This is a genomic window from Sphingobium ummariense RL-3, from assembly GCF_000447205.1.
GTDB lineage: Bacteria > Pseudomonadota > Alphaproteobacteria > Sphingomonadales > Sphingomonadaceae > Sphingobium > Sphingobium ummariense.
The window spans coordinates 1-24,171 of the sequence record NZ_AUWY01000057.1 but is presented as its reverse complement, the minus strand read 5'-3'; the positions used below and the strand labels follow the sequence as shown (position 1 = coordinate 24,171).

Sequence of the window (24,171 nt, the reverse complement as noted above, 5' to 3'; positions counted from 1 at the left end):
TTCCTCCCCTTCAGCAGACTCTTTTGCGTCTTGCAATGCATCATATAGGATATGATATTACCGCTTTAGTCAAACAAATTATCGCATGAATATGAGGAGAAGGGCGTGAAAGGCATCTGCCAGCTGGCTGCAATCGGCGGGATCGCATGGGTTTCGCTGGGTTATGCCCAGGCCCAGGACGATCCCTGCCGGGCCATCGAAGATCCCACCCAGCGCCTCGCCTGCTACGACCAGCGCTCGGGCCGGGCCGGCCAGGGCGGCAGCGGACAGGCCAGCCGCCCGATTCCCTCCGCTCCGGCACAGACCGCCCCGGCGCCATATTCCCCGCAGTCCGCCCCGGCGCCGGAAATGACCGAATCCCGCCGGGATGCGCTCAAACGCCGCACCGATTTCGACAGCAGCATCAAGGCGGTGGTGACGCTGCGGCACGGCTATTACCGGCTCGAACTGGCGGACGGCACCTCCTACGACACGACGACCCTGGTTCCCCCTCCGCAGGTGGGTGAGGCGGTCCATGTCCGCCGCACCCCCTTCGGCACCACCTTCTTCGACATGGAAGGGCGCGACCCCTTCACCGTCAGGCTGTCGCGGCGGCAGTAAACCCCACCGCATCGGTATCCGGGCCGGGCTGCTCCAGCAGCCGGTTCGGATCCACCACCGCCCAGGCCAGCACGCCCGTCAGCACCACGATCGCGCCCGCGATAAAGGCGGCGGTCCAGCCGAACTGCGCCGCGATGATCGGCGTCAGCGTCGACGTCAGCGCGCCACCGATCTGGCATCCCATGTTCATGAAGCCGGAGACGACGCCGGTATGCGGGCCGGCGATGTCGGCGGTCACCGACCAAAAGGAGCTTTGCGACAGATAGATCGCGCCTGCGCCCCCTGCCAGGATCAGAACCGCCAGCGGCGCATTGTCCACCATTGACCCGCAGATCAGGAACAGTCCGGTGAGGATGAAGGATATCACGCCGAGCCCCGACCGGCCCCAGTATAGGCCGTAGCGCGCCGACACCCGGTCATTGATGACCCCGCCGATCAGGCAGCCGAAGGTCATGCAGAGGAAGGGCAGCATCGAGAATATCGCGCTGGACTTGACGTCCAGGTGCCGTGCTTCCGCCAGATAGATGAAGAACCAGCTGAAGAAAATCCAGATGACGTAGCCGAAGGCGAAATAGCTGACGAACAGGCCCCACACATTGCGGCTGGACAGGATCGTGCCCCAGGGAATGGGATCGCGCGATACGGCCTTGGCGGGGGGGAGCCCCGCCTCGATATGCGCCAGCTCCGCCGCATTCACCGACGGATGGTCCTGCGGCCGATCACGAGCCGCAAGATACCAGACGGCGGCCGCGAGAATGCCGATGACGGCGCAGACGTAGAAGGATGCACGCCAGCCGCCGGCCAGGATGATCGCGGTGATCAGCGGCGGCGTGATTCCCGATCCGGCGCCCACGCCGGCGAAGATCCAGCCGTTCGCCTTCCCGCGCTCCTGCGCCGGGATCCAGCGCGAGAGGAACTGGTTGCCGCAGGGATAAACCACCGATTCGCCGATGCCGAGCGCGAAGCGGGTGAAGGCCAGCATCAGCAGCGCCGCACTGCCTTGCGGCGGAATGAGGGCGGTGGCGGCGGTGAAGACGCCCCACCACAATAGCGCGCCGGTCAGCACGGCCCGAGGTCCGTAGCGGGCCGCCAGCCAACCGGCCGGCACCTGGAAGAGAGCATAGCCGATCAGGAACGCGCTGAAGACCCAGCCGAGCTCGACCTGATCGATGCCATATTCGTGGCGCATGTCCACGCCGGCGACAGAGATATTGGTGCGATCCAGAAAGGCGATCGCGCTGATGACGAAGAGCAAGAAAATCAGGCCGAGCCGGACCCTGGAGCGCGCTGTTCCACTCATTAACATCCCTCCGGCGTGACTAGGCACGCGTTATAATATCATATATGATTCTCGATAGATTGCCTGTATGACGGGGTAAACAGACAAGGGCAAGCCAGCCTGAAGAGGGAGAGAGACGGAGATGATTCCGAAGATGCCGCATCTGGCGCCGGTCGCGGCGTTGGTCGCTTTTTCCACCCTATCGAATGCCCATGCCGCCCCGCCACTTGCACAGAGGATCGGCCATACCGATCCCGCCGCGACCCGTGCCCTGACTTCGGTCCATGGCGGCGCGGGCTCGATGAACTTCGGCCCGCTTCTCGGCCTCGACGCGCTCAGCACCAATCTGATCTTCGTTCACCGGGGCACCATCGCGCCGCACAGCGGCATCGGCCAGCACTACCATAATGACTGCGAGGAGATGTTCGTCATCCTCGATGGGGAGGCGGAATTCACCATCGACGGCCGGACGTCGCGCATCGCGGGTCCTGCCGGCGCACCCGACATCAAGGGGCACGCTCATGCCATCTACAACCCGACGGACAAGCCGCTGCAGTGGATGAACATCAACGTCGGCATGACCAAGAGCTACGACAATTTCGACCTGGGCGATCCACGCACCAAGGTCACGCTGGACCCTATCCCCCAGTTCATGACGATGCGGTTGGACAAGGCTCTGCTGAAGCCCGCTGGCACGTTCCTGACCGGCGCGTCGGAGGGTGTCCTCTATCGCCGTGCCCTTGGCCCCACGGTGTTCCAGACGCCTTGGTCCTATGTCGACCACGTCCTGCTGCCCGCCGGCGCCGCGCTAGACAGCCGCACCCAGCCCGACATGAGCGAGGTCTATTATGTGATGTCGGGTGCGGGCGAGGTCACGGTCGGCAGCGAGAAGGCCGCGATCAAGGAAGGCGACGCCATACCGGTGGACCTGGGCGAGGCGCGGGCCATCCGGCAGACTGGCGACAAGCCGCTGGAGTTGATGGTGCTCGGCATCGCGCGCGATCTCGCCGCGAAGGCGCGCTACCGCGCCGAGGCGGACGCGCGCATGCGTCCGCGCCGTTGAACAAACGGGACGCGCTGGCCCGCAGAGACCTGACGCCGCGTCCCAAGATCGGTTTTCCAACACGCAACCCATGATGGGGGAAATGCAATGCTGACTCGATTCCGCGCCGTCCTGCTTGCCGCTTCGCTGGGTGTAGCCTGTGCGCCGCTCATGGCCCAGCCGCCATCCACGCCACCCGCCGCCCCTTCCGTCGAGCGGCTCGATCCGGCGCTGGACGCCGTGATTGCGCCCGGCACTTCGATCGAGCGCGTGGCCACCGGCTTCAGCTTCACCGAGGGGCCGCTGTGGCATGGCGGGAAGCTCTGGTTCTCCGACGTCACGGGCGACAAGATGCGATCCGTGACCCCGCAGGGTGAGGTCCAGGAGCTGATCGCCAACTCCGGCGGCCTGCCCAATCCGCCGCAGGGCGCCAGCATCGGCTCCAACGGCATGGTCCCGGCGCCCGACGGCACGGTGCTGATGACCCAGATGGGCGCGCGCAGGATCGTCAGGGTGAACAAGGATCTTTCGATCCAGCCTTTCCTGTCGGACTATCAGGGCAAGCGGCTGAACAGCCCCAACGACCTGATCTATGACCAGAGCGGCGCGCTGTGGTTCACCGACCCGCCCTTCGGCCTGTTCAACGGCATGGACAAGGATCCGGCGAAGGAGTTGCCGTTCAACGCGGTGTTCCGCTATGCCGACGGCAAGCTGGAACCGGTCATCACCGACATGACGCTGCCCAACGGCATCGGCTTCTCGCCCGATTTCAAGACGCTCTATGTCGGCAATTACGGGCCCGAAATGTATATCCGCGCCTATCAGGTGGGGCCGGACGGCAAGCTGTCCGCGCCGCGCGAGGTGATCCGCTTCCCCCCCGGTTCGGGCCGGGGTGGCCCCGATGGGCTGAAGGTGGACAGCGCAGGCAATATCTGGATGACCGGTCCCGGCGGCATTCGCATCGTCACCCCGCAGGGCAAGGTGCTGGGCCAGATCAAGCTGCCGGAGGTCGCCGCCAACCTCGCCTTCGCGGAGGACGGTCATACCGTCTACATCACCGGCAGCACCAGCATCTATCGCCTGCACAGCAAGGTGAAGGGCATGCTGCCCCTCCACGTCAACGCTGAATAAAGGAAAAGGCGGGCGGTTTCCACCGCCCGCCTGATCCTCGATCGGGGACGCAGAACCAGATCGAGACTAGCGTCCCGCTCCCGGAGCGCCCCCGGCTGGCGCGCCGTCGGCCGCAGCATAATTCTTCGCCAGATAGTCAGTGATCGTCTTGATCTCTTCCGGCGAAACCTCGGCGCCGCGGTCGGCCATGCCCTGCACCGTCGCACTCCAGTCGGCCGGCGTGCGGCGCTTCTGGAAGACTTGGCCGATGGTGTGACAGAAGCCGCACCGCTCGTTGATCAGGTCCAGTCCCGGCCCCGGCGGCGGAGCGGCGGGCGTAGCGGATGCCGCAGCGGGGGCGGCGGCGTCCTGGGCGAAGGCACCCGCCCCGATCAGCGGGACGGCAAACAGGGAAACGGCAATGGCTAGCTTACGCATCGAAATTCCTCAGGGCAGCGAATAGGCCACCACCTCGTCACTGGTGGCGGGTGTAAAGGCAAATCCCCCTGTCGCGACGACTGCCACCATCTGGCGTTTCCCCACGCCATAGGTCATCGGCACGCCGTAGCTGGAGGCAGGCAGCTGGGTTTCCCACAGCAGCTTGCCGGTCTTCGTGTCGAAGGCGCGCATGCGGCTGTCCTTCGTCCCGCCGATGAAGGTGACGCCGGTGGCGGTCGAGATCGGCCCGCCTGCGCTGGTGATGCCCGCATCGGGAAGTTCGGGCACCGGTGAGGTGCCGAGCGGCCGGCGCCAGGCCACGGTGCCCTTCACGACATCCACCGCGACCAGTTCGCCCCATGGCGGCTTGTGGCAGGGAATGCCGCTCTCCATGTCGGCGAAATAGGCATAGCCCGCCTTCATGCCCCAAGTGCCGTCCGGCTGCTTGGCCAGCTGCTGCGGGCTCGCCAGTTCGTTGATGTTGATGATGTAGAGCCCCAGCTTGGGGTCGAACGTGCCGCCGCCCCAATCGCTGCCACCCAGGCTGCCCGGGAAGAAATTGACGGCGCTGTCCGCCCGCAGCGGCTGGAACATCTTGCTCGGCGTGATATTCAGGTCGCGCACGACCTTTTCGCACTTCGCCTTCAGTTCCGGCGTCGCGTCCAGCAGGTCCGTCGCCTCGTAGGACAGGCGGGTGAGCGGCGGCGGCGCCACCGGCATCGGCTGGGTCGGCCAGGGCTGCTCGCCGGGGATGTCCGTGTCGGTCGGCACCGGCACTTCCTTCACGTCGAACAGCGGCTTGCCGGTCACGCGGTCGAGGATGAACATGATCGCCATCTTGTTCATCGCGACCAGCGCCGGGACGGTCCGCCCGCCCTTCTGGATGTCGATCAGGGTGAGCGTCGGCAGGTCGACGTCCCAGATGTCGTGGTGGATGGTCTGGAAATGCCAGAGATATTTGCCGGTGGCCGCGTCGACGGCAACGACGGAATTGGAATAGAGGTTTGTGCCCTTGCGGTCCCCGCCCCAGCGGTCGAAGGTCGGCGCGCCGATCGGCAAGTAGGCGATGCCCCGCTTCTCGTCCACCTGGACGAAGGTCCAGACGTTGGTACCCGAACGGCCTTCCCGGCTGCCCGGCTCCCAGGTATCGGCACCCGGCTCGCCGTCACGGGGAATGGTGTGGAAGGTCCAGACGAGCTTGCCGGTGCGCGCGTCCCAGGCGCGGACGTCGCCCGCCGCGCCCTTCACGGGCATTTCCTGCACGCGCGATCCAGTAATGACCAGATCCTTGTAGATCGCCGGCGGGCTGCTCATGCCGAGCGGCGCCACCTTGAGGCCGTTCATGACCTCCGGCGTCTTCAGGTTCACCGTGCCTGCCTCGCCGAACTCGGCGATCGGCTTGCCGGTGGCGGCGTCGAGCGCGATCAGCTTGCCCGACCGCGTGCCAAAGAAGATCCGGGGCTTGGTGCCCTTGGAACCGGGCCAGTAGGCCACGCCGCGCGTCGGCGCCTGGTCGCGATTCTCCAGGACATGGACCCACTTTTCCTGTCCCGTCGCGGCGTCCAGCGCCACGACGCGGTTATAGGGAGTCGAGAGGTACATGACGCCGTTCACCACCAGCGGTGTCGCTTCCGAAGCGGAAAAGCCGGTGGCGAAGCGGCCGCGCGCTTCGGGCGGGATCATGCTGACGTCCGCCGTCTGCCCGGCCGGCCGCATGTGATAGGTCCAGGCCTTGCGCAGCGTGCCGACATTTTGCGGCGTGATCTCCTTCAGCGGCGAATGCCGGGCACCGCCCGGGTCGAGCGCATAGCTGGCCCAGTCATTGGCGGAAGGTGCCGCGCCCCCCGGGGCTGAAATCGCAGCGATGGAGACCAAGGACGCCAGTGCGGAGGACCGGCGAATTGCAAATAGTCCTTTCAAGGAATTGCCTCTCCGTCATACGGCCGCGCACGGAATGAACGAGGCCGGTTGTTCTTTTGCCGCGCGGATGCTAGCAGAGCGTCAAATCATATACAATATGATCCGTGGCCGAATTTGACGCCGTGCTGGCGCATGTAGGGAGAAGGAATATGGCGACGCTGCCGCTGGCTGGTATCCGCGTGCTCGATATATCGCAGGTCATGGCCGGGCCATTCTGCTGCATGTTGCTGGGCGACATGGGCGCCGATGTCATCAAGATCGAACCGCCCAAGACCGGCGACTCGACCCGGCATTCTATGGGGTTTCGCCTGAAGGGGGAAGACAGCCCCGGCTTCCTCGCACTGAACCGCAACAAGCGCAGCATCACCCTGAATCTGAAGGACGACGCCGATCGCGAAGTGCTTTATGCGCTGGTGAAGACGGCCGACGTCCTCGTGGAAAATGCCCGTCCCGGCGTCGCCGGGCGCTTGGGCATCGACTACGACACGCTGTCGAAGATCAACCCCCGTCTCGTCTATGCCAGTATTTCGGGTTTCGGCCAGACCGGGCCCTGGTCGCAGCGTCCCGGTTTCGACCTGATCGCGCAGGCCATGTCGGGCATTCTGAGCTCGAACGGCTTCCCCGGCATGGAACCGGCGAAGAACAGCATCGCGGTGGCGGACCTGGGCGCCGGGCTCTTTTCCGCCTATGCCATCCTGTCGGCGATCATCGGCCGGGAAAAGAGCGGCCAGGGACAGTATATCGACGCCTCCCTGCTGGAAGCCGCCATGGGCCTTTCCATCTGGGAGACGACCGAATTGTGGGGCACCGGCAAGTCCCCCACGCCGATCGGTTCGGCCAACCGCATGTCCGCGCCCTATCAGGCGGTGCAGGCATCCGACGGCTGGTTCGTGATCGGCGCGGCCAACCAGGGCCTGTGGCTCACCTTCCTCCAGGTGCTGGGCCGTCCGGAGCTTCAGGACGATCCGCGCTATTCCACCAATGCGGCGCGCGTGGCGAACCGCATCGCACTGATCGAGGATCTGGCGCCGACCTTCCTCACCCGCACCAAGCAGGAGTGGATCGACGCCCTGCTGGCCGCCGGCGTCCCCGCCGCACCGATCCTCGACTATGGCGAGGCGGTGACGAGCGAGCAGGCCGTTGCGCGCGACATGGTGCAGATGGTGCCGCACCCGGTCGAGGGCGAATTCAAGGCGCTGGGCTTCCCGGTCAAGATGCGCGGGACGCCGCAGCAGGTGCGCATGCCACCGCCGCTGCTGAACGAGCATGGCGACGCGATCCGGCAGGAACTGGTGGAACAGGGCCTGCTGCCGGCGAAGGAACCCGCCGAATGAGCGATGCGCGGCTGATCTACGAGAAGCGCGGCAACCAGGCGCATATCCAGTTCCACAACCCGGCGGCGCACAATGCGCTGACCAGCCAGATGTGGCACGACCTGCGCGATGCCGCCCGCGACATCGCGTCGGATCGCGCCATTCGCGTCGCCGTGTTCCGCGGCGTCGGCGGCAAGGCGTTCATTTCCGGCACTGACATCACGAAGTTCGCCGACTACGAGACCGGGCAGCAGGGCGTCGACTATGAGCGCGACATCGATGACTGCATGGGCGCGATCGACGCGATCCCCTGCACCACCATCGCGGTGGTGGAGGGATGGGCCGTGGGCGGCGGCATCAACATCTCGTCGGCCTGCGACTTCCGCATCGCCACGCGCGACGCCCGCTTCGGATCGCCGATCGGCCGCACCATCGGCAACTGCCTGTCGGCCGCCAGCGTCGCCCGGATCGGCGGCGCCGTCGGCGTGCAGCGCGCCAAGCGCATGGTGCTGCTGGGTGAGATGCTGACCGCGCAGGAACTGCTCGACAGCGGCTTCCTGCTGCGCATCGTCGAGCGCGAGGCACTGGATGCGGAGGCCGATGCGCTGGCCGTGCGCGCAGCGGAGAATGCGCCCCTCACCACCCGCGCGACCAAGGAGATGATCCGCCGCATGACTTTCGGCGCCCTGCCGGATGTGGAGGACCTGATCGCCGAGGTCTATGGCAGCGCCGACTTCCGCCGCGGCGTGGCCGACTTCCTCGCGCGCACCAAGAAGGTGCCGGACTGGGCGGGGGAATAAGCCGTCAGAGCCTTTCCCCGTCGGGGAAGGGCCTCACCCCTCCTCGCCGTCGTCCAGCATCCGCATGGCGGCGCCCTGCATGTCGTCGAACTGGCCGCTGCGCATCGCCCAGAAAAAGGCGGCAAGACCCATCAGACCGCAACCCAGCGCCAGCGGGATGAGCAAGGTGAGGCCGGTCATTTCGCGGCCCCCTTCAGCCGCAACGCATTGGCGATCACCACCAGCGAAGACAGTGACATGGCGACGGCGGCGACCAACGGCGTCACCTTCCCCGCTATGGCCAGCGGCACGGCCAGCGCGTTGTAGCCGATGGCGAGCGCGAAATTCTGCTTCACCACCCGCACCGTGCGCCGAGCGGCGCGCAGTGCGATCGCGACCGGGGCCAGCCGGTCCCCCAGGAAGACGATATCGGCGGTAAGCTGGCTGGCATCACTCGCCGATGCGGGCGCCATGCTGGCATGGCCGGCAGCAAGCGCGGGTCCATCGTTGAGCCCGTCGCCGACCATCAGCACCTTCTGACCCTGCGCCTTCAGCCGGTCGATCAGCGCCAGCTTGTCCGCGGGGCGCAGGCGACCGATCGCGGTCGTGCCGGTCGCGCGGGCGATCTCCTCCAGCGCCTCCGGCCGGTCGCCACTGGCGATCAGGGTCTTGAGACCAGCGCTGCGCAGCGCCGCCAGCGTTTCGGCCGCATCGGGACGGATCGCGTCGGTGAAGGGCAGCAGATGCACGTCGGCGCCATGGCGATATTCGCTCGCCAGCTCGAACAGGGTGATGAGGCTGCGCGGCCGGGCCAGCGAGACGGGCACGCCGCTATGCTCGGCGAACAGGCCCTCGCCCGGCACCTCGCGGATCGCGCCGAGCGCGGCGGGGCGCACGCCCTGCGCCTCGAGCGCCTGGCGCAGCGCGGTGCTGAGCGGGTGGCGGCTGGCCTGTGCCAGCGCAAGCAGGATGGAGCGGTCCTCCGCATCCAGCCGATCGAGATGGCGCGGCACCGGCCGGCCGAGGGTCAGCGTGCCGGTCTTGTCGAACACGGCCTCGGTGGTTTCGGCGAGCCGCTCCAGCGCGGACCCATCTTTCACCAGCACGCCCTGCCGCATCAGCGCGCCGCACGCGACGACCTGCGCGGCCGGCACGGCGAGGCCAAGCGCACAGGGACAGGTGATGAGCAGCACCGCCACCGCGATCAGTAGCGACTGGTGCAGGCCCGCCCCGGCGATCATCCAGCCGGCGAAGGACAAGGCAGCGAGCAGGTGCACGCAGGGCGCATACCAGCGCGCGGCGCGGTCGGCGAGGCGGACATAGCGCGACTTGCCCTGCCCCGCCTCCTCCATCAGCCTTGCGATGTCGGCGATCACCGTGTCGGCGCCCGCCGCCGTCACCTCGACCGTCAAGGGAGCGGCGACGTTGAGGGCGCCGGCCTGCACGGCATCGCCGGTGCGGACACGGACGGGCGCGCTTTCTCCGGTCAGGAACGAAATGTCCAGACCGCTGTCCCCCGACAGCACGCGCCCGTCCGCTGCCAGCCGCTCCCCCGCAGCGACCAGCATCCGCATGCCCGGACGAAGCGCATCCGCCTTCGTCCAGCGACTTTGTCCCGTCCCGTCCAGCACCAGCGCGCCCGGCGCGGTCTGCTTGAGCAGCGCCGCGACGCCGGCCCGCGCGCGGCTGCGCATCAGGCCGTCGAGGCAGCGCCCAGCGAGCAGGAAGAAAAGCAGCATCACCGCCCCGTCGAACCAGGCATGGGCGCCGCCCGTCGCGGTCTCGTAGAGGCTCATCCCCGTCGTCAGCAGCACGCCGATGCTGATCGGCACGTCCATGTTCGTACGCCTCTGCCGCAGCGCCGCCCAGGCGGAACGGAAGAAGGGCAGGCCGGCATAGGCGACGGTCGGCAGCGCGATCAGCGCGGAGAGCCAGTGGAACATCTGGCGCGTGGCACCTTCCGCGCCCGACCAGACCGAAACCGACAGCAGCATGATGTTCATCGCCGCGAAGCCGGCGACGGCAAGCGCGCGGAGCAGCGACCGGTTCTCCGCCGCCGCAACGTCGACGCCCGGGTCAGCGAGCGGCTCCGCCTCGAAACCGAGGCGGGCCAGCGCCGCCTTGAGCTCGGGCGGGCTCAGCGCCGGATCATGCCGGATCGCGACGCGCTTCGCATCCATGTTGACGCGGGCGGATTCAATCCCGGTCACCCTCGGCAGGCCATTCTCGATCTTCGCCATGCAACCCGCGCAGTGGATGCCGGGGACGGCGAGCAGGCTCTCGCGCGTATCGACCCGCGGTTCCGGTTCGGGGAGAAGCGCCCGGGTCGCCATCAGTCGACCTCCCGCAGCAGATGCTGTTCGCCGCCGCCGTGCCGCACGTCGAGGCGAACACGCCAGCGACCCGCCGGCAAGCCCGTCACGCTGACATAGCGGCCCGGAGCGGTCTCCTGGAAGGCGAGCGGAATGTCGGCGGCCCGGCCGAGCGGATGCTGCGCCAGCGCCTTCACCGTCCCGCCCCGGACCGGCGCGCCGGCTTCATCGTCCAGAATCAGCACGACGTGGCGCACGCTATCGGTCACTACATCGTCCTTCCAGCGCAGCCGGTCCTGCATCCGTGCGGCGGCCAGCCAGCCATTGAAGCGCTGGCTGGCGACATAGCTGTTCTCTACCACCGTGCCTCCGAAGGAACGGACGGCCACCGTCGCCATCAGCATGTTGACCGCGATCACCACCGCGAAGAAAGCGACCAGGATCGCGGTCATGTGCCAGCCGGTGAAGCGGCGCGCGGGAAGGCTGTTGGACATCATTGGGGCCTTTCGAAACGGGCGGGCTCGCTGTCGCCGCCGCCCTCGCGGTCGGTGGCGCGAACGGCGAAGCGGAAGTCCTGGCGCTGCGGCCCGGCGCCCGGCAGGGCGATGAACAGGCGCAATTTGGCGACGCTGTCGGCGGGGACTGTCGCCGCGAGAACGGGACGAGCCTCGTCGCGGGTCATGGCGTCGGTCCAGAGGCGCGCGCCCGGCAGCCCCTCGACCGTCACCGCCATCGGGCGGGGCCGCGCCTCCATGTTGCGCAGCTTCACCGTATAGGCGTTGCGGACCATGCCGTCGGACAGGCGCACGGCAATGGGATTGCGGTCCTGCTGCGCGCTGATCTCTATGCGGGTGCGGGCGCCGAGCGCGAACAGCATGGCAAGGCCGATCCCGCACCAGAGCGTGAAATAGGCGATGGTGCGGGGACGCAGCAGCGTCCTCAGCACCGGGCGGGGCGCTGCCCCCTTCCTCTCCGCCTCCGCATCGTCCTCGGTGCAATAGTCGATCAGGCCGCGCGGGCGACCGACCTGCGCCATGACCTTGTCGCAGGCGTCGATGCACAGCGCGCAGGTGATGCAGCCGATCTGCGGCCCTTCGCGGATGTCGATGCCGGTCGGGCATACGGCGACGCATTGGTTGCAGTCGATGCAGTCGCCATAATCGCCCGGATGCGCCTCCGCCTTCTTCAGGCTGCCGCGCTTCTCCCCACGCCAGTCCTTGTAGGTGACGACCAGCGACTTCTCGTCCAGCATCGCGGTCTGGATGCGCGGCCAAGGGCACATATAGATGCACACCTGCTCGCGCATGAAGCCGCCCAGGACGAAGGTGGTGGCGGTCAGCACGCCGACCGTCGCATAGGCGACGGGCGCGGCGGTGCCTGTCCAGAACTGCTGCTGGAGCGTCGGCGCATCGGCGAAATAGAAAATCCAGGCGCCACCCGTCAGGAAGGCGATGGCCAGCCAGACGCTCCATTTGAGCAGGCGCCTCGCCACCTTCGCCGGGGTCCAGGGCGCCTTCGCCAGCCGGATCTGCGCGTTGCGGTCGCCGTCGATGAAGCGTTCGACATGCTGGTACAGGTCGGTCCACACCGTCTGCGGGCAGGCATAGCCGCACCAGGCGCGCCCCACCGCCGAGGTGACGAGGAACAGACCCACCCCCGCCATGATGAGCAGGCCCGCGACATAATAGAATTCCTGGGGCCAGATCTCGATCGCGAACATGTAGAAGCGCCGGTGGGCGAGGTCGATCAGCACCGCCTGGTCGGGCGCATAGGGTCCGCGATCCCAGCGCAGCCACGGCGTCACCCAGTAGATGGTAAGCGTCACCACCATCACCGCCCATTTGAGGCGGCGATAGAAGCCGTCCACCGCCTTGGGATAGACGCCCTTGCGCCTTTCATAGAGGTCGGAAGAGCCGGCGGGCATCAGCATGATGGGATGTGCTCGCCTGTTCCTCCCCCACAGGGGGAGGGGGTTGAATGGAGGCATGTGACTCCATTCAACCAGCGAAGCGGGTGGTGGAGGGGTGTCACCCTCTCGACGGCGGGACACCCCTCCGTCAGGGCTTCGCCCTGCCACCTCCCCTTCCAGGGAAGGAACGGCTCAGCGCCCCGCATCGCCCGCCCCTTTGGCCGTCGCCACGACAGGCGCCGCCTCGCCCCCGCCGAGGCTGTGGACATAAGCGGCGAGCATGCGGACGGTTGCCTTGTCGAGCTTGTCGCCCCAGCGGGGCATCACGCCCTGGCGGCTGTTCCATACGGTCTGGTGGATCGTGTCGGCGTCGCCGCCATAGAGCCAGATGCCGTCGGTCAGGTTGGGCGCACCCAGCGCGCGATTGCCGTGGCCGGCGGGACCATGGCAGACGGCGCAATTGTCGGCGAACAACTTTGCGCCGCGCTGCGCCGCCGCGCCCAGCCGATCCTGCCGGCTGATCGTGCGGACATAGGCGACGACATCGTCCACCTGCGCCGCGGTCAGCAACTGGTCCCGGCCGAAAGCGGGCATCTGCGACATGCGGGTCGCCGCATGGTCGGGATTGCGCACGCCATCGAAGATCGTCTTCTCGATCGTCGCAAGGTCACCGCCCCACAGCCAGTCGTCGTCATTGAGGTTGGGATAGCCCTTCGACCCCGCCGCGCCCGAACCGTGGCACTGCACGCAATGCACGCGGAAGGCGGCGCGTCCGCCCTCGACCGCCGCCTGCATCAACTGCGGCTTGCCGGGGAGCGCCTCGACCGGCGTTTCGGCGATCGCCTTGCGGATCGGCGCCACCTGCGCCTCGCGCGCGGCCAGTTCCTTGTCCAGAGCGCCCCGACTCGACCAGCCGAGCATGCCCCGCGTGGCGCCGTGGATCATCGGCCAGGCGGGATAGGCGATGGTATAGGCGATCGCGAAGAGGATGGTGGCATAGAAGGTCCACAGCCACCAGCGCGGCAGCGGCGTATCCAGTTCGCGTATGCCGTCCCATTCGTGGCCCTTGAACTCCGTGCCCGTGGCGGCGTCGATATGCTTGTCGTCAGCCATGATCGGCCTCCGTCTCATCGCGGTCCTTGAAGATCATCGTGGCGGCGGCGCGGCTGTGCGCGCGGCCACGCGGCAGGAAATGCCAGCCCACCAGGACGAGGTAGCTCGCCCCCATGAACACCAGCCCCCAGCTGTCGGCGAAATGCCGCAGCGTGTCATAGCTACTCATCGCTCCACCTCCTGCGGCTCGGCGGCATTCACGTCGACCAGCGTCCCCAGCATCTGGAGATAGGCGACCAGCGCGTCCATCTCGGTCAGCCTGTTCGGGTCGCCGTCGAAATCGCGCACCTGCGCCTTGGGGTAGCGCTTCAGCAGGTCGGCGGCGTCGGCTGTCGGGTCGGCCTGGGCCGTGAGGTCGGCATTCGCCTTGGCCACGTCATCCTTGCTATAGGGCACGCCGACATCGGACAGCGCCGTCAGGTGCGCGGCCATGTCGCCCGCCTTCAGGTCGCGCTCCGCGAGGAAGGGATAGGTGGGCATGATCGATTCCGGCACCACCGCGCGCGGATCCTTCAGGTGCTGGACATGCCATTCGTCCGAATAGCGACCGCCCACGCGGGCGAGGTCCGGCCCGGTACGCTTCGACCCCCATTGGAAAGGATGGTCGTACATGCTCTCGGCAGCGAGGCTGTAATGACCGTAGCGCTCGGTCTCGTCCCGGAAGGGGCGGATCATCTGGCTGTGGCAATTGTAGCAGCCTTCGCGAATGTAGATGTTGCGCCCCGCCAGCTCCAGCGGCGTGTAGGGACGCACCCCCTCCACCTTCTCGATCGTGTTGTCGATCCAGAAGAGGGGCGCGATCTCCACGATGCCGCCGATGGCGACGACGATCAGAGCGGCGATGCCGAGCAGCGAGACGTTGCGCTCGAGCTTGCCATGGTCGAAAAAACGGGATGCCATGAGGGCGTCTCCTTAAACGGGCTGGGCGATCAGCGGCTTGTCGACCGCCGGGTCGTATGCCGCGTCGTGCATCGGCTTCTCCACGCGCAGCGGGCTGCCGGCGATGGTACGGCCGATGTTCCAGGCCATGATGATCGCGCCCGACAGGTAGAGCAGGCCACCGGCCGCGCGGATCAGGTACATGGGCAGCATGGCGCTCACGACTTCCGAGAAGGCGTAGACCAGATAGCCGTCCGACCCATATTCGCGCCACATCAGCCCCTGCATGATGCCCGCGACCCACATCGACGCGGCGTAGAGGACGATACCCACCGTCGCGAGCCAGAAGTGCCAGTTGACGAGGCGCAGCGAATAGAGCCGCTCGCGCTTCCACAGGCGCGGGGCGAGATAGTAGAGCGAGGCGAAGGTGATCATGCCGTTCCAGCCGAGCGCGCCGGAATGGACATGGCCGATGGTCCAGTCGGTATAGTGCGAAAGGCTGTTGACCGCCTTCACCGACATCATCGGGCCTTCGAAGGTCGACATGCCGTAAAAGGCGAGCGCCATCACCATCATGCGGATGATCGGGTCGGTGCGGATCTTGTCCCAGGCGCCATTCAGCGTCATCAGGCCGTTGATCATGCCACCCCAGCTCGGCATCCACAGCATGATCGAGAAGACCATGCCCAGCGTCTGCGCCCAGTCGGGCAGCGCGGTGTAATGCAGGTGGTGCGGACCCGCCCAGATATAGAGGAAGATCAGCGACCAGAAGTGGATGATCGACAGGCGATAGCTGTAGACCGGCCGCTCGGCCTGCTTGGGCACGAAATAATACATCATGGCGAGGAAGCCGGCGGTCAGGAAGAAGCCCACCGCATTATGGCCGTACCACCACTGGGTCAGGGCGTCCTGCACGCCGGCGAAGGCGCTGTAGCTCTTGGAGCCCAGGAAGCTGACCGGCACCGTCAGGTTATTGACGATGTGCAGCATCGCGATCGTCAGGATGAAGCTGAGGTAGAACCAGTTCGCCACATAGATGTGCGGCTCGCTGCGCTTCAGGATCGTGCCGCCGAAGACCACGAGATAGGCGACCCAGACGATGGTCAGCCACAGGTCGACATACCATTCGGGCTCGGCATATTCGCGGCCCTCGGTGATGCCCATGAGGTAGCCGGTGGCGGCCAGCACGATGAAAAGCTGGTAGCCCCAGAAGACGAAGTTCGCGAGCGCGGGCGAGAACAGCCGGGCGCGGCAGGTGCGCTGGACGACGTAGAAGCTGGTGGCGATCAGCGCATTGCCGCCGAAGGCGAAGATGACCGCGGAGGTGTGCAGCGGCCGCAGCCGCCCGAAGCTGGTATATTCAAGGCCCAGGTTCAGCGCCGGGAAGGCGAGCTGCAAAGCGATGTAAAGCCCGGCGAGAAAGCCCGCGAGGCCCCAGAACACCGTGGCGATCACGCCCCAGCGGATCACGTCGTCATAATAGCGCCCTTCGTCGGCGGGCATCTTCAGCCATCCGCGCGCGATGCCGGCATAGTCCGCGCCGCGCATCGTCAGGACCGCGACCAGCAGCGCGGCAGCGCTGACGATCCCCATATGGACGGCAAAGCCGGAGTCCGCCGCCGCCACCGCCGCCGCGAAGGCCGCGAGTGCGAGCGCGAACCAGCTGCCCGTCCTCAGAACCAGTCTTTCCATGTAAATTCCCCGTCAAAGGCTTGGCGGCACCACTGCGGCCGGTGCCGTCCCCCTGCATTGACCTCTGTCAAAGCGCCGGGCCGGGGTCTTTAGGGGATAATCCGTAGGGCGCCCGGAGATCGCGCGGCCGAGGTTCAATCGCCCCCGGCCATCGCCTCCAGGGCAACCGCGTCGATCAGCCGAACGCCGCGCCGGCCCGGCAGGGCGATGACGCCCAGGCGCTTCATCTCGTTCATCTGGCGCGAAACGGTCTCGATGGTGAGACCCAGGATATCGGCGACCTGCTGGCGGGAAAGCGGCAGCTCGATCGTGCCGTCCCGATCGATGGGCAAGCGACGGCCCATGTCGAGCAGGAAGGTCGCCACCTTCTCCCGCGCGCTCTTCCGGCCGAGCAGAAGCATCCAGGCGCGGGTGCGGTCTAGGTCGTCGAGCGTCCTTGCGAGAAGCCGGTGCTGCAACGCCCCATGGCTGCGGGCAAAGCCGTCGAAGGCGCGGCGCGGAAAGAGGCAGAGCCGCGCGTCGGTGAGAGCCGTCACGCTGTGCGGCGTCAGCGTGCCGAACGGGCGGCCGATGAAATCCGACGGATAGACGACGCCGACGATCTGCTCGCGCCCGTCGCCCAGGGAAGTGGACAGCTTCAGCGTCCCCTCGATCACATTGGCGACAACCATGCTGTCGTCGCCTTCCCACATCACCGTCTGCCCCGCGCGCAGGGCCACGCGCCGGCCGATCTGGCTCAGCGCCTCTCGATCTCCCGACGGCAGGTCGGCGCAGATCGCGCGATCGCGCACCCCGCACTGGTCGCAGGACCCGGCGGCGCAGGCACGCATCGGCGCACTCATGGGAAAGGCGACGTGGGGAGGCGGCGCGATTTGCGCCAGATCAAACTTCATGTCCATGCGCGCTGAATGACGCGCGGACGCCCAAGGCCCTATCCGTAAATATCCCTAGCGGCCCCGGCGATGCAGGCGGCGGCTGGCCGCCTCCCGCAAGTGCCCTCAACCCAGGATGAAGTTCGGGATCTCCCCATATTCGCATCCCACCAGTTCTGGCGTATAGATAAACCTGTCGCCCGTCATGCCGGCAAAGCCGAACACGATGTCCAGCATCGCGTCGATATCGCTGGCCAGTGTCGCGGCCTGAAGGAACGGCGAGGTGCGTTCCCTGCCGACGAAGAGGTAGTCGCGCGGGATGCTGCGAGTCACCTGACCCTGGATCCGGGAATTGATCGACCAGGATTCGACATGCCCCGCCACCATGCGGGGCACGACGTCGCTATAGATGCTGCCGAAGCGAGAGCTTTTCGGCTTGCCATAGACGCGACCGGTGATCGCCAGCACATTGCCGGAACTCTGCGCCTTGTTGATCACCGAATGCCAGTTCCCGCCGACCGCGTAGTGTCCGCTGGTCAGCAGCAGATCGGCGCTCGGCCTCACGGCAAAGGCCTCCAGCAGCACGTCCGTGGGGCGTTCCACGATCCGCACGTCTTCGTCTGTCAGGATCCGACCCGGCCAGTCGGCCGCGTCCATCGCGACGGCGTGAGCGACGCCCTCCTCCAGCCAGACGGCTGACACGATACCGGTCGTGGAGCGCAGCAGCCTGGCGTTCGCCACCACCCATGCTTCCATTTCTTCCCGGGAACCGCAAGACACCAGAATGTTCAGCAGTTCGGGCGTAGCGGGGACCTGGCTCAGCAGCTTGATCGGGGACCGAATCTTCAACGCCGCCCGATTGCTGTTGAAATCCTCGACCGATGTAATCTGATTGTCCGTCTTGCCGATGAAATAGTTGCTCAGCAGGCAGGGAACCATCAGCGGGACATTGTCCTGCGTATAGCGCATGATGAGATCCCAATCGACCAGGCGCCGCAGACTGGTGTCGAAGCCGCCGAGCGAGCGGTACAGGAAGCGTTTGTGGACGAAGACATTGAGATCGATGAAGTTCCGCTCCTCCATCCGGCTGCGGTTGAACGGCGCAAAGCGCATGGCGCGGTGCTCGGCCTTGTAGCTTTCGCCTCCCATGGTGGGGACGACCTGATAGATCACCTGCCCGGCATAGGCGCACTCATAGGTCGAGTTGGCGACAAGCGCGTTGACCATGATCTTCAGGAAATCGGAATCCCAGATATTGTCCGAATCCAGATAGGTGATGATGTCGCCCGTCGCGTGCTCCAGCCCGACGTTGCGCGCGGCCGACACGCCCGCATTCTGTTCCAGCCGGATGAACCTGATCCGTTCGTCGGTGAAGGTTTCCACCACGGCCGCGGTGTTGTCCTTGCTCCCGTCATCGATGATCAGAAGCTCGAAATTGCCGTAGCTCTGCTGCAGCACCGAATTGATGGAGTCCGCGATCACCGTTTCTCGGTTGAAGGCTGGCATGATGACCGAAGCCAGCGGGCCTTCCATCCTGTCGTCGCACAGCGACAGCCGGCGCAGCTTCTCCATCTCGAACTGGTGGAGCAGCTTGGTCGCGTTTTCCGAATGGCCTGCGGCCATCCGTTCCTCGATATAGGCCCAGCGGAAGAACTTATCCATGTCGAACGCGGTCGAGAAACCGCGCGAGTCATTGACGACCTTGACCGTCTTCCTCTGCAACGTCTCGCGCGACCCGGCCAGTCGGATCTCGATATCGACGTCACTGCGCAGCAGGATTTCGTTCGGAACGCGGAGCGCGAAGGCGTGGCGGCCGTCTCCGATCCCCGCGCTCTTGAGGTCCTGCCGGAAGTTGGAGCTGAGCACATTGGCGCACAGCAGCTGGCCGCTCACATAGACGTCCAGCCGGATGCCGACGTCCGGATGCTCCAGGTCTGCTGCCCAGCCGGTGATCTGGCCATCGGCGATGTTCTCGAGGAACGAGCGCAGCTTTGGCTTGCGGGCGAAGTTGGTTTCGACGATGAGCGGCCACACGTCCTGCTTGACGGCGACCGACGTCGCTAGCTTTCGTCCGTCGGACGTCATCCTGATCTCATATTGATGCTGTTCGCCATCCTCCGAACGGGGGATGTTGAGCGAGAAACCGCTTTCGTTGCTGTAGCCAGCTCCCGCGACGTCGTGCCTGAGGGATGTGGGCTCGATCGGCGAAAGCGGGCTGCCGTTCCGGAACAGCCAGGCGGAGGATTTTTCCCAGCTGTCTGCATCGGCGGTCCGCTGACAGAACCATCCGCTGAGCGATCTTTTGTCCACCTTGTCGATGCGGCCGTGGCTCACCGGCAGGTCCGGCATGGGCACTGCGTCGATCCGGGCGGCAAGGTCGATCCTTCCCTTGACCCCAGCCTTTCCGTCCTCGAACGCGGCCTGCACGCAGCGTTCGAACACTGGGATCAGTTGCGGATAGGTCTTGGCCAGCTTCTCCCGCCAGGCGGACACGAAATTGACCGTGGTATCGCGGGCGATCTCTTCCAGGTCGAGCGGCGAACCCTTCCGATTCCACGTCCTGCTGAAATTGAATTTGTTGCGCAGCAGATAATAGGTGTAGTGGATCGACGGGAAGTCGCCCGCCTTGGACCGCTTGTGATGGGTGATCGTCGCCCTCGGCTCGACGATCAGCTTGGCGCCCTTCTTCCTCGCGGAAAGGCACCAGTCGGTCTCTTCATAATAGAGGAAATAATCCTCCGGGATGTAGCCGATCTTGTCGAGCAGGGCGCTGGGCAGGAACAGCGCGCAGCCATTGAGCACGTGCACGGAATAGGGCGCGACGGGCGCGGCCCCCTTCTGCTCGCGCTCCAGCAGGTGCTCGACATGGATCTGGCCGCTATTATCGTGGCGGACGCGACCGCCGCCATAGGAAATGGTCCCGTCCTCGTCGAGGATCAGCGGCGATTGAACTATACCCGGCTTGGCGTTGGCGACCAGCACGTCCAGCGTGTCTTTCGCCAGCGTCGTGTCGGGATTGAGGACGAACGCATAGTCGCACCCATCGTCCTTGATCATTGAAAGCAGGATGTTGTTCGCGGCGGCGTAACCGATATTGTCCTGCATGGTGGCATAGACGTCGCACAGGTTCGCGACCTTGTAATTGGGCCTGCCGCGGCTGGAATTGTCGAAGAGATAGATCTTCACGGGCTTCCCGCCGACCTCCGCCGGGATCGTCGGGAGCAGCCGGGATATGTCCTCCCAGCTGTGGTAGTAGACGAGGGCGATGCCGATGAAGCCCGCTTCCGCCGGCTTTCGGATGACCTGCACGTCACGGCTCTTGCGGCCGACCTTGACCGTCTCGACCGACGGAACCAGCGTCTCGACGATCTTGCCCTGGAACAGGTCGCTGACGACCGGCCAGCTATGCTGCCTGGCGAACTGGGTGGCGCTCGCGGAAATCGCGCGCGCTTCCTTGCTGGAGAGTTCCAGGCCCTCCCGGATCGCCTGCTCCAGCGCGCCATCGACGCCAGGCTCGTACTGGATGCCCAGCGACTCCTCGCCGACGAAGGCAAGCGTGGGCAGGCGAGGCGTGATCACCGGCTTGCCATAGGTCGCAGCGAGCATGATCGAGCCGGAGGTGAGGATCTCCCGATAGGGAAGAACCATGAGGTCGGCGGCCCCGACGATGACCGGGATCTTGCTGTCGGGCACGAACCCTTCGCGGACGTGGATGCGCGGATTACTTTCCTCGATCATGCGCGCCTGGGCGGAGGTGAAGCCCGACATGGGCTTGCCCACGATCAGCAGATGGACATGATCGTCGCCCGCCGTGGCCGCGTTGAAAGCCTGTATCAGCTCGTCGATGCCCTTGTAGGGCCTCAGCTGGCCGAAGAAGACCAGCAGCTTTTCCGCGTGCGCGAGGCCGAGCATGTCGCGGGACTGATATTTGTCGAAGGCGGGGCCGTAATAACCCTCATAGCTGCCATGCGGAACGACGATGCACTTGCGCGGGTCGACCTCGTAATATTCGTTGATCTGCGGGATCGCCGCTTCGCTGTGGACGTGAATGCTGTTGGCGGCGTGGGCCAGCTTCTGGAGGAACGCCGGCTCCAGGTCGCCATAGCGGCGGTCGTGCGACAGGCGGTTGTGGATGGTCCATACGAACATGCCGCCCATCGACTGGAACAGGCTGACGGCCTTCAGGAATTCGCTGGCGCGGACTTCATAGCCGAAATCGTCCTGAACGCCGGCGAAGAGCGGCTCGGGCCAGTGCAGATGAAAGAGGACGTTCTTCCCTGCATGTTCCTGGAGCAGTCCGATCGCCTCTTCGATACTGCCATATATCACTTCTCCCGAACCCTTGAACGAACTGTATAGCCCATCCTGATAAGGGTTAGTTTTGGAATAATTCGGAAATGCAACGATAATGAATTCACGGGGCGGAACAGTAAAATTCTGCTCCTCCGGGGCATTCGCAACGTCACCGAGATCATCCGACTGAGTCTCATCGACAAATAGGATGTCGGAGGGAAATTCGTTATTATCCGTGATGACCAGGACATCCTCTACGGCGCGGTTTGAAGAAGTTTCCGTTTCGTGATTCATCCCTGTTCCCCTCACGCCTCCTCGATCGAGCGTCGTGTAAGGCAGTCGTATTTGATCCGGCGGCGAATGGCTAGAGGGAGCAGGTGCAGCAAAAGTGGAAATTCAAGCGCAGGAACGCCCACGGTCGGAAGTTGACCAACGGCGCCCGCCCCCATCCCGCTTGCGCATCTTCCTGCCGCGACGGTCAATCGCTTGCTCTGCGCGGCAACGTCTCGGGGAGCGCAAGCAGCAGCGGAAGCGCCGCAAGAGCAACGAGCGCGATCATCGCGGCGGGGGCGGTGGACGCGCCGATGCGGGCGACCGCCATCTGGGCCAGCCAGGGCGCGACGCCGCCGAACAGCGCTGTGGCCGTGGTAGCGCCCAGTGCCAGGCCACTCAGGCGACCCTCGGCCGGCAGCTGCTCCGCAGTGGCGACGGCACCGACGGCGCTCACCCCGCCGGCCAGCACCGCGAGCAGCAGCGCTCCCCCAAACGGTGCGGCGGGGACGGCGCTAGCGAACAGCCGGAAGGACGGATAGGGCAGGACCACCGCCAGGACCGCAAGGCCGACCAGCACCTTCCGGCGTCCCATCCGGTCGGAAAGCAGGCCCACCAGCGGCGTCACCAGGATCACGGCGACAGCAGCCACTGTTGCAAGCCGCAAGGCCTGCGCCTCGTCCAGCCGGCCGATCGAGGAAAGATAGACCGGCACATAGGTGATGCCGATATAGTAAGTGATCGATCCCAAGGCGGAGATCGCAAATCCGCGCATGATGCCGGCACGATGGCGGGCCGCAGCATGGCGAAGCGGACGGCGAACGAGCGTTCCAGCAGCGCGATGCGCCTCGAACTCGGGCGATTCCCCCATGGCCGCACGCGCGGCGAAGATCAGGCCGGCGAGCATCGCGCCGAAGAGGAAGGGAATCCGCCAGCCCCAATCGTCGAGCGCGGACGGAGGCAAGAGGCTGACGGTGAGCGCCGCCATCCCGGCGGCAAGCAGACCGCCCACCTCGCTCGTCGCCGCGGCCATGGACGTCACCAGGCCGCGCCGGTGGGGCTCCGCCCCTTCCAGGAGATAGGCGACAACCCCGGTATATTCCCCGCCCACGGCAAAACCCATGACGCAGCGCAGGACGAGCAGCAGGAGCCCCGCGACCGGACCGACCTGCGATGCGGTCGGCAGCATGGCCGTCAGCAGCATGGCAACCGTCATCAGCGCCATCGACGCCAGCAGCGTCGCGCGCCGGCCGTGCCGATCGCCGAAATGCCCGAACACCACGGCGCCGATCGGACGCATCAGATAGGCGACGGCAAATCCCGCCAGCGCGGTCAGCACCGCGTCCGTCCCCTGAAAGAAGACGCGGGCCAGGACCGTGGCGAGATAGAGGAAGAGCGTGAAGTCGTACCACTCCACGATGGTGGAAATGGCTGCAAGAGCAAGGGAGCGGCGATCCAGGGGACGGGGAGCGGTCATGAGACATCCTCGCCCAGCTCGGGTGATGCTGGCAACCGCCTTGCAGAGCCGCCGGACGGGCTTCGGAGACCAGGGGCTCGCGAAGGTCCCACCGCGAGAATGCCATCAACATGAGAGGGGCCGCCGGGTCCAGCCCGACGGCCCATCATTGACATGGTCAGCGGCCGAAAGTGCCGCCCCAGGGAAACGTGTATCGCGCTATCCGGTTCGGGCAGGAATGCGCCTGTGTATCGGCGACTTGGCTTCCACGCCCGGAAGGATCGACGCTGCGGCGTCGCTCAGCGGCGCGTTCCCCGACAGGACTTGACCGACCCCATTGCTGAACCATGAGACATCGGATCACCTCCTTTCGCTATGTTGAAGCCCGCGTGTCCGGCTGAGGCTTCAAAGCCTTTCACCGGCCACGAGATGATATGTGAATCAGGCGGGTTGCATGATCAAGGCTTGTATTATTCTTTTTTCGAATCATACTTGTTCGTCCGCGATTTCGGCGCGACGCACTCGTCAAGCCCGACAATCCTCGATCACCCGCGCCACCTCCGCCCAAGGCGGCAGGATGAGCATCGGCAAACCCGCCGCCTCCAGCGCAAAACGGCCGCGGCTGTAGGCGATCTGATCCAGCACCACATCGTTGGCCGCCCGCACGGCAACCAGTTCCGGCATCGCGCCGCCCGATGCGGTGGCTGGCCAGCTCACCGCGCCGAAGCTGGTGCGGATGGTCAGCGGCCCCTGCGTCCCCCCGGCGCGGGCGATGCGGATGCGGCGTGTGGCAATGTCGCAGCGGATGGAGGCCTGCGTTCCGAACTGCGCGACCGATCCGGCAGCGTCCGAACGATAGGTCCAGCTTCCCGGCGCGGCAGGGCGATATTGCCA

Annotated in this window: 19 protein-coding genes and 1 pseudogene; 5 read left to right on the top strand and 15 right to left on the bottom strand. The window is 65.8% G+C overall.

Annotated elements, in window-relative coordinates:
- The first annotated feature begins 105 nt into the window (after positions 1–105).
- Positions 106–600 carry a hypothetical protein gene (locus M529_RS32010; RefSeq protein WP_021317339.1) on the top strand — a complete coding sequence of 165 codons (495 nt, stop codon included), beginning with the start codon at positions 106–108 and terminating at the stop codon, positions 598–600.
- On the opposite strand, the gene M529_RS32005 is transcribed toward M529_RS32010, so the two are convergent.
- A complete protein-coding gene (locus M529_RS32005) occupies positions 578–1,900 on the bottom strand; it encodes an MFS transporter (protein WP_021317338.1) in 1,323 nt (440 codons plus the stop codon). The genes M529_RS32010 and M529_RS32005 overlap by 23 nt on opposite strands.
- Positions 1,901–2,021: 121 nt before the next feature.
- On the opposite strand from M529_RS32005, the gene M529_RS32000 reads away from it, so the two are divergent.
- Both M529_RS32000 and M529_RS31995 read left to right on the top strand, forming a co-directional pair.
- A complete protein-coding gene (locus tag M529_RS32000; RefSeq protein ID WP_021317337.1) occupies positions 2,022–2,942 on the top strand; it encodes a cupin domain-containing protein in 921 nt (306 codons plus the stop codon).
- 87 nt (positions 2,943–3,029) lie between these two features.
- Positions 3,030–4,052, top strand: coding sequence for an SMP-30/gluconolactonase/LRE family protein (locus tag M529_RS31995; RefSeq protein ID WP_021317336.1), 1,023 nt, complete (start codon positions 3,030–3,032; stop codon positions 4,050–4,052).
- Positions 4,053–4,118: 66 nt separating this feature from the next.
- Here the strand turns inward: M529_RS31995 and M529_RS31990 are convergent, their stop codons facing one another.
- Complete coding sequence (locus tag M529_RS31990) at positions 4,119–4,469, bottom strand: hypothetical protein (RefSeq protein WP_021317335.1); 351 nt, start codon at positions 4,467–4,469, stop codon at positions 4,119–4,121.
- 9 nt (positions 4,470–4,478) lie between these two features.
- Positions 4,479–6,344 carry a pyrroloquinoline quinone-dependent dehydrogenase gene (locus tag M529_RS31985; protein WP_021317334.1) on the bottom strand — a complete coding sequence of 622 codons (1,866 nt, stop codon included), beginning with the start codon at positions 6,342–6,344 and terminating at the stop codon, positions 4,479–4,481.
- 194 nt (positions 6,345–6,538) lie between these two features.
- On the opposite strand from M529_RS31985, the gene M529_RS31980 reads away from it, so the two are divergent.
- Both M529_RS31980 and M529_RS31975 read left to right on the top strand, forming a co-directional pair.
- Positions 6,539–7,723 carry a CaiB/BaiF CoA transferase family protein gene (locus tag M529_RS31980; RefSeq protein ID WP_021317333.1) on the top strand — a complete coding sequence of 395 codons (1,185 nt, stop codon included), beginning with the start codon at positions 6,539–6,541 and terminating at the stop codon, positions 7,721–7,723.
- Positions 7,720–8,502 carry an enoyl-CoA hydratase gene (locus M529_RS31975; RefSeq protein WP_021317332.1) on the top strand — a complete coding sequence of 261 codons (783 nt, stop codon included), beginning with the start codon at positions 7,720–7,722 and terminating at the stop codon, positions 8,500–8,502. The genes M529_RS31980 and M529_RS31975 overlap by 4 nt, the downstream gene beginning before the upstream one ends.
- Positions 8,503–8,535: 33 nt before the next feature.
- Here M529_RS31975 and ccoS read toward each other — a convergent pair whose 3' ends face one another.
- The 12 genes and pseudogenes from ccoS to M529_RS49670 all read right to left on the bottom strand — a co-directional run.
- Positions 8,536–8,682, bottom strand: a complete 147-nt coding sequence (gene ccoS, locus M529_RS31970; RefSeq protein ID WP_021317331.1) for a cbb3-type cytochrome oxidase assembly protein CcoS — start codon at positions 8,680–8,682, stop codon at positions 8,536–8,538.
- A complete protein-coding gene (locus M529_RS31965; RefSeq protein WP_021317330.1) occupies positions 8,679–10,814 on the bottom strand; it encodes a heavy metal translocating P-type ATPase in 2,136 nt (711 codons plus the stop codon). Before M529_RS31965 ends, ccoS begins: the two co-directional genes overlap by 4 nt.
- A complete protein-coding gene (locus M529_RS31960) occupies positions 10,814–11,290 on the bottom strand; it encodes a FixH family protein (RefSeq protein ID WP_031294737.1) in 477 nt (158 codons plus the stop codon). The genes M529_RS31965 and M529_RS31960 overlap by 1 nt, the downstream gene beginning before the upstream one ends.
- Positions 11,287–12,723 carry a cytochrome c oxidase accessory protein CcoG gene (gene ccoG, locus M529_RS31955; protein ID WP_021317328.1) on the bottom strand — a complete coding sequence of 479 codons (1,437 nt, stop codon included), beginning with the start codon at positions 12,721–12,723 and terminating at the stop codon, positions 11,287–11,289. The genes M529_RS31960 and ccoG overlap by 4 nt, the downstream gene beginning before the upstream one ends.
- A gap of 171 nt (positions 12,724–12,894) precedes the next feature.
- Positions 12,895–13,815: a cytochrome-c oxidase, cbb3-type subunit III gene (gene ccoP / locus M529_RS31950; RefSeq protein ID WP_021317327.1), complete on the bottom strand. Its 921-nt coding sequence runs from the start codon at positions 13,813–13,815 to the stop codon at positions 12,895–12,897.
- Positions 13,808–13,984 carry a cbb3-type cytochrome c oxidase subunit 3 gene (locus M529_RS31945; RefSeq protein ID WP_021317326.1) on the bottom strand — a complete coding sequence of 59 codons (177 nt, stop codon included), beginning with the start codon at positions 13,982–13,984 and terminating at the stop codon, positions 13,808–13,810. The genes ccoP and M529_RS31945 overlap by 8 nt, the downstream gene beginning before the upstream one ends.
- Complete coding sequence (gene ccoO, locus M529_RS31940; RefSeq protein WP_021317325.1) at positions 13,981–14,715, bottom strand: cytochrome-c oxidase, cbb3-type subunit II; 735 nt, start codon at positions 14,713–14,715, stop codon at positions 13,981–13,983. Before ccoO ends, M529_RS31945 begins: the two co-directional genes overlap by 4 nt.
- 12 nt (positions 14,716–14,727) lie before the next feature.
- Positions 14,728–16,386, bottom strand: a complete 1,659-nt coding sequence (gene ccoN, locus M529_RS31935; protein WP_021317324.1) for a cytochrome-c oxidase, cbb3-type subunit I — start codon at positions 16,384–16,386, stop codon at positions 14,728–14,730.
- Positions 16,387–16,520: 134 nt separating this feature from the next.
- Positions 16,521–17,285, bottom strand: a complete 765-nt coding sequence (locus M529_RS31930; RefSeq protein WP_021317323.1) for a Crp/Fnr family transcriptional regulator — start codon at positions 17,283–17,285, stop codon at positions 16,521–16,523.
- A gap of 99 nt (positions 17,286–17,384) precedes the next feature.
- On the bottom strand, positions 17,385–21,587 hold the full coding sequence (locus tag M529_RS47680; protein ID WP_161626328.1) for a glycosyltransferase: 4,203 nt from the start codon (positions 21,585–21,587) through the stop codon (positions 17,385–17,387).
- A 442-nt stretch (positions 21,588–22,029) separates the two neighbouring features.
- Positions 22,030–23,298 (bottom strand): MFS transporter, encoded by a 1,269-nt coding sequence (locus M529_RS31920; RefSeq protein ID WP_021317321.1) that lies wholly within the window; start codon positions 23,296–23,298, stop codon positions 22,030–22,032.
- Between the two features lie 504 nt (positions 23,299–23,802).
- Positions 23,803–24,171: pseudogene (locus M529_RS49670) on the bottom strand (hypothetical protein); the annotation flags it as partial.

What these genes read in the sequence shown, in the direction of transcription:
- M529_RS32005 (WP_021317338.1), bottom strand. Translation starts at nt 1,900, where the DNA reads ATGAGTGGAACAGCGCGCTCCAGGGTCCGGCTCGGCCTGATTTTCTTG.
- M529_RS32000 (WP_021317337.1), top strand. Translation starts at nt 2,022, where the DNA reads ATGATTCCGAAGATGCCGCATCTGGCGCCGGTCGCGGCGTTGGTCGCT.
- M529_RS31995 (WP_021317336.1), top strand. Translation starts at nt 3,030, where the DNA reads ATGCTGACTCGATTCCGCGCCGTCCTGCTTGCCGCTTCGCTGGGTGTA.
- M529_RS31990 (WP_021317335.1), bottom strand. Translation starts at nt 4,469, where the DNA reads ATGCGTAAGCTAGCCATTGCCGTTTCCCTGTTTGCCGTCCCGCTGATC.
- M529_RS31980 (WP_021317333.1), top strand. Translation starts at nt 6,539, where the DNA reads ATGGCGACGCTGCCGCTGGCTGGTATCCGCGTGCTCGATATATCGCAG.
- M529_RS31975 (WP_021317332.1), top strand. Translation starts at nt 7,720, where the DNA reads ATGAGCGATGCGCGGCTGATCTACGAGAAGCGCGGCAACCAGGCGCAT.
- ccoS (WP_021317331.1), bottom strand. Translation starts at nt 8,682, where the DNA reads ATGACCGGCCTCACCTTGCTCATCCCGCTGGCGCTGGGTTGCGGTCTG.
- M529_RS31965 (WP_021317330.1), bottom strand. Translation starts at nt 10,814, where the DNA reads ATGGCGACCCGGGCGCTTCTCCCCGAACCGGAACCGCGGGTCGATACG.
- M529_RS31960 (WP_031294737.1), bottom strand. Translation starts at nt 11,290, where the DNA reads ATGATGTCCAACAGCCTTCCCGCGCGCCGCTTCACCGGCTGGCACATG.
- ccoG (WP_021317328.1), bottom strand. Translation starts at nt 12,723, where the DNA reads ATGCTGATGCCCGCCGGCTCTTCCGACCTCTATGAAAGGCGCAAGGGC.
- ccoP (WP_021317327.1), bottom strand. Translation starts at nt 13,815, where the DNA reads ATGGCTGACGACAAGCATATCGACGCCGCCACGGGCACGGAGTTCAAG.
- M529_RS31945 (WP_021317326.1), bottom strand. Translation starts at nt 13,984, where the DNA reads ATGAGTAGCTATGACACGCTGCGGCATTTCGCCGACAGCTGGGGGCTG.
- ccoO (WP_021317325.1), bottom strand. Translation starts at nt 14,715, where the DNA reads ATGGCATCCCGTTTTTTCGACCATGGCAAGCTCGAGCGCAACGTCTCG.
- ccoN (WP_021317324.1), bottom strand. Translation starts at nt 16,386, where the DNA reads ATGGAAAGACTGGTTCTGAGGACGGGCAGCTGGTTCGCGCTCGCACTC.
- M529_RS31930 (WP_021317323.1), bottom strand. Translation starts at nt 17,285, where the DNA reads ATGGACATGAAGTTTGATCTGGCGCAAATCGCGCCGCCTCCCCACGTC.
- M529_RS31920 (WP_021317321.1), bottom strand. Translation starts at nt 23,298, where the DNA reads ATGACCGCTCCCCGTCCCCTGGATCGCCGCTCCCTTGCTCTTGCAGCC.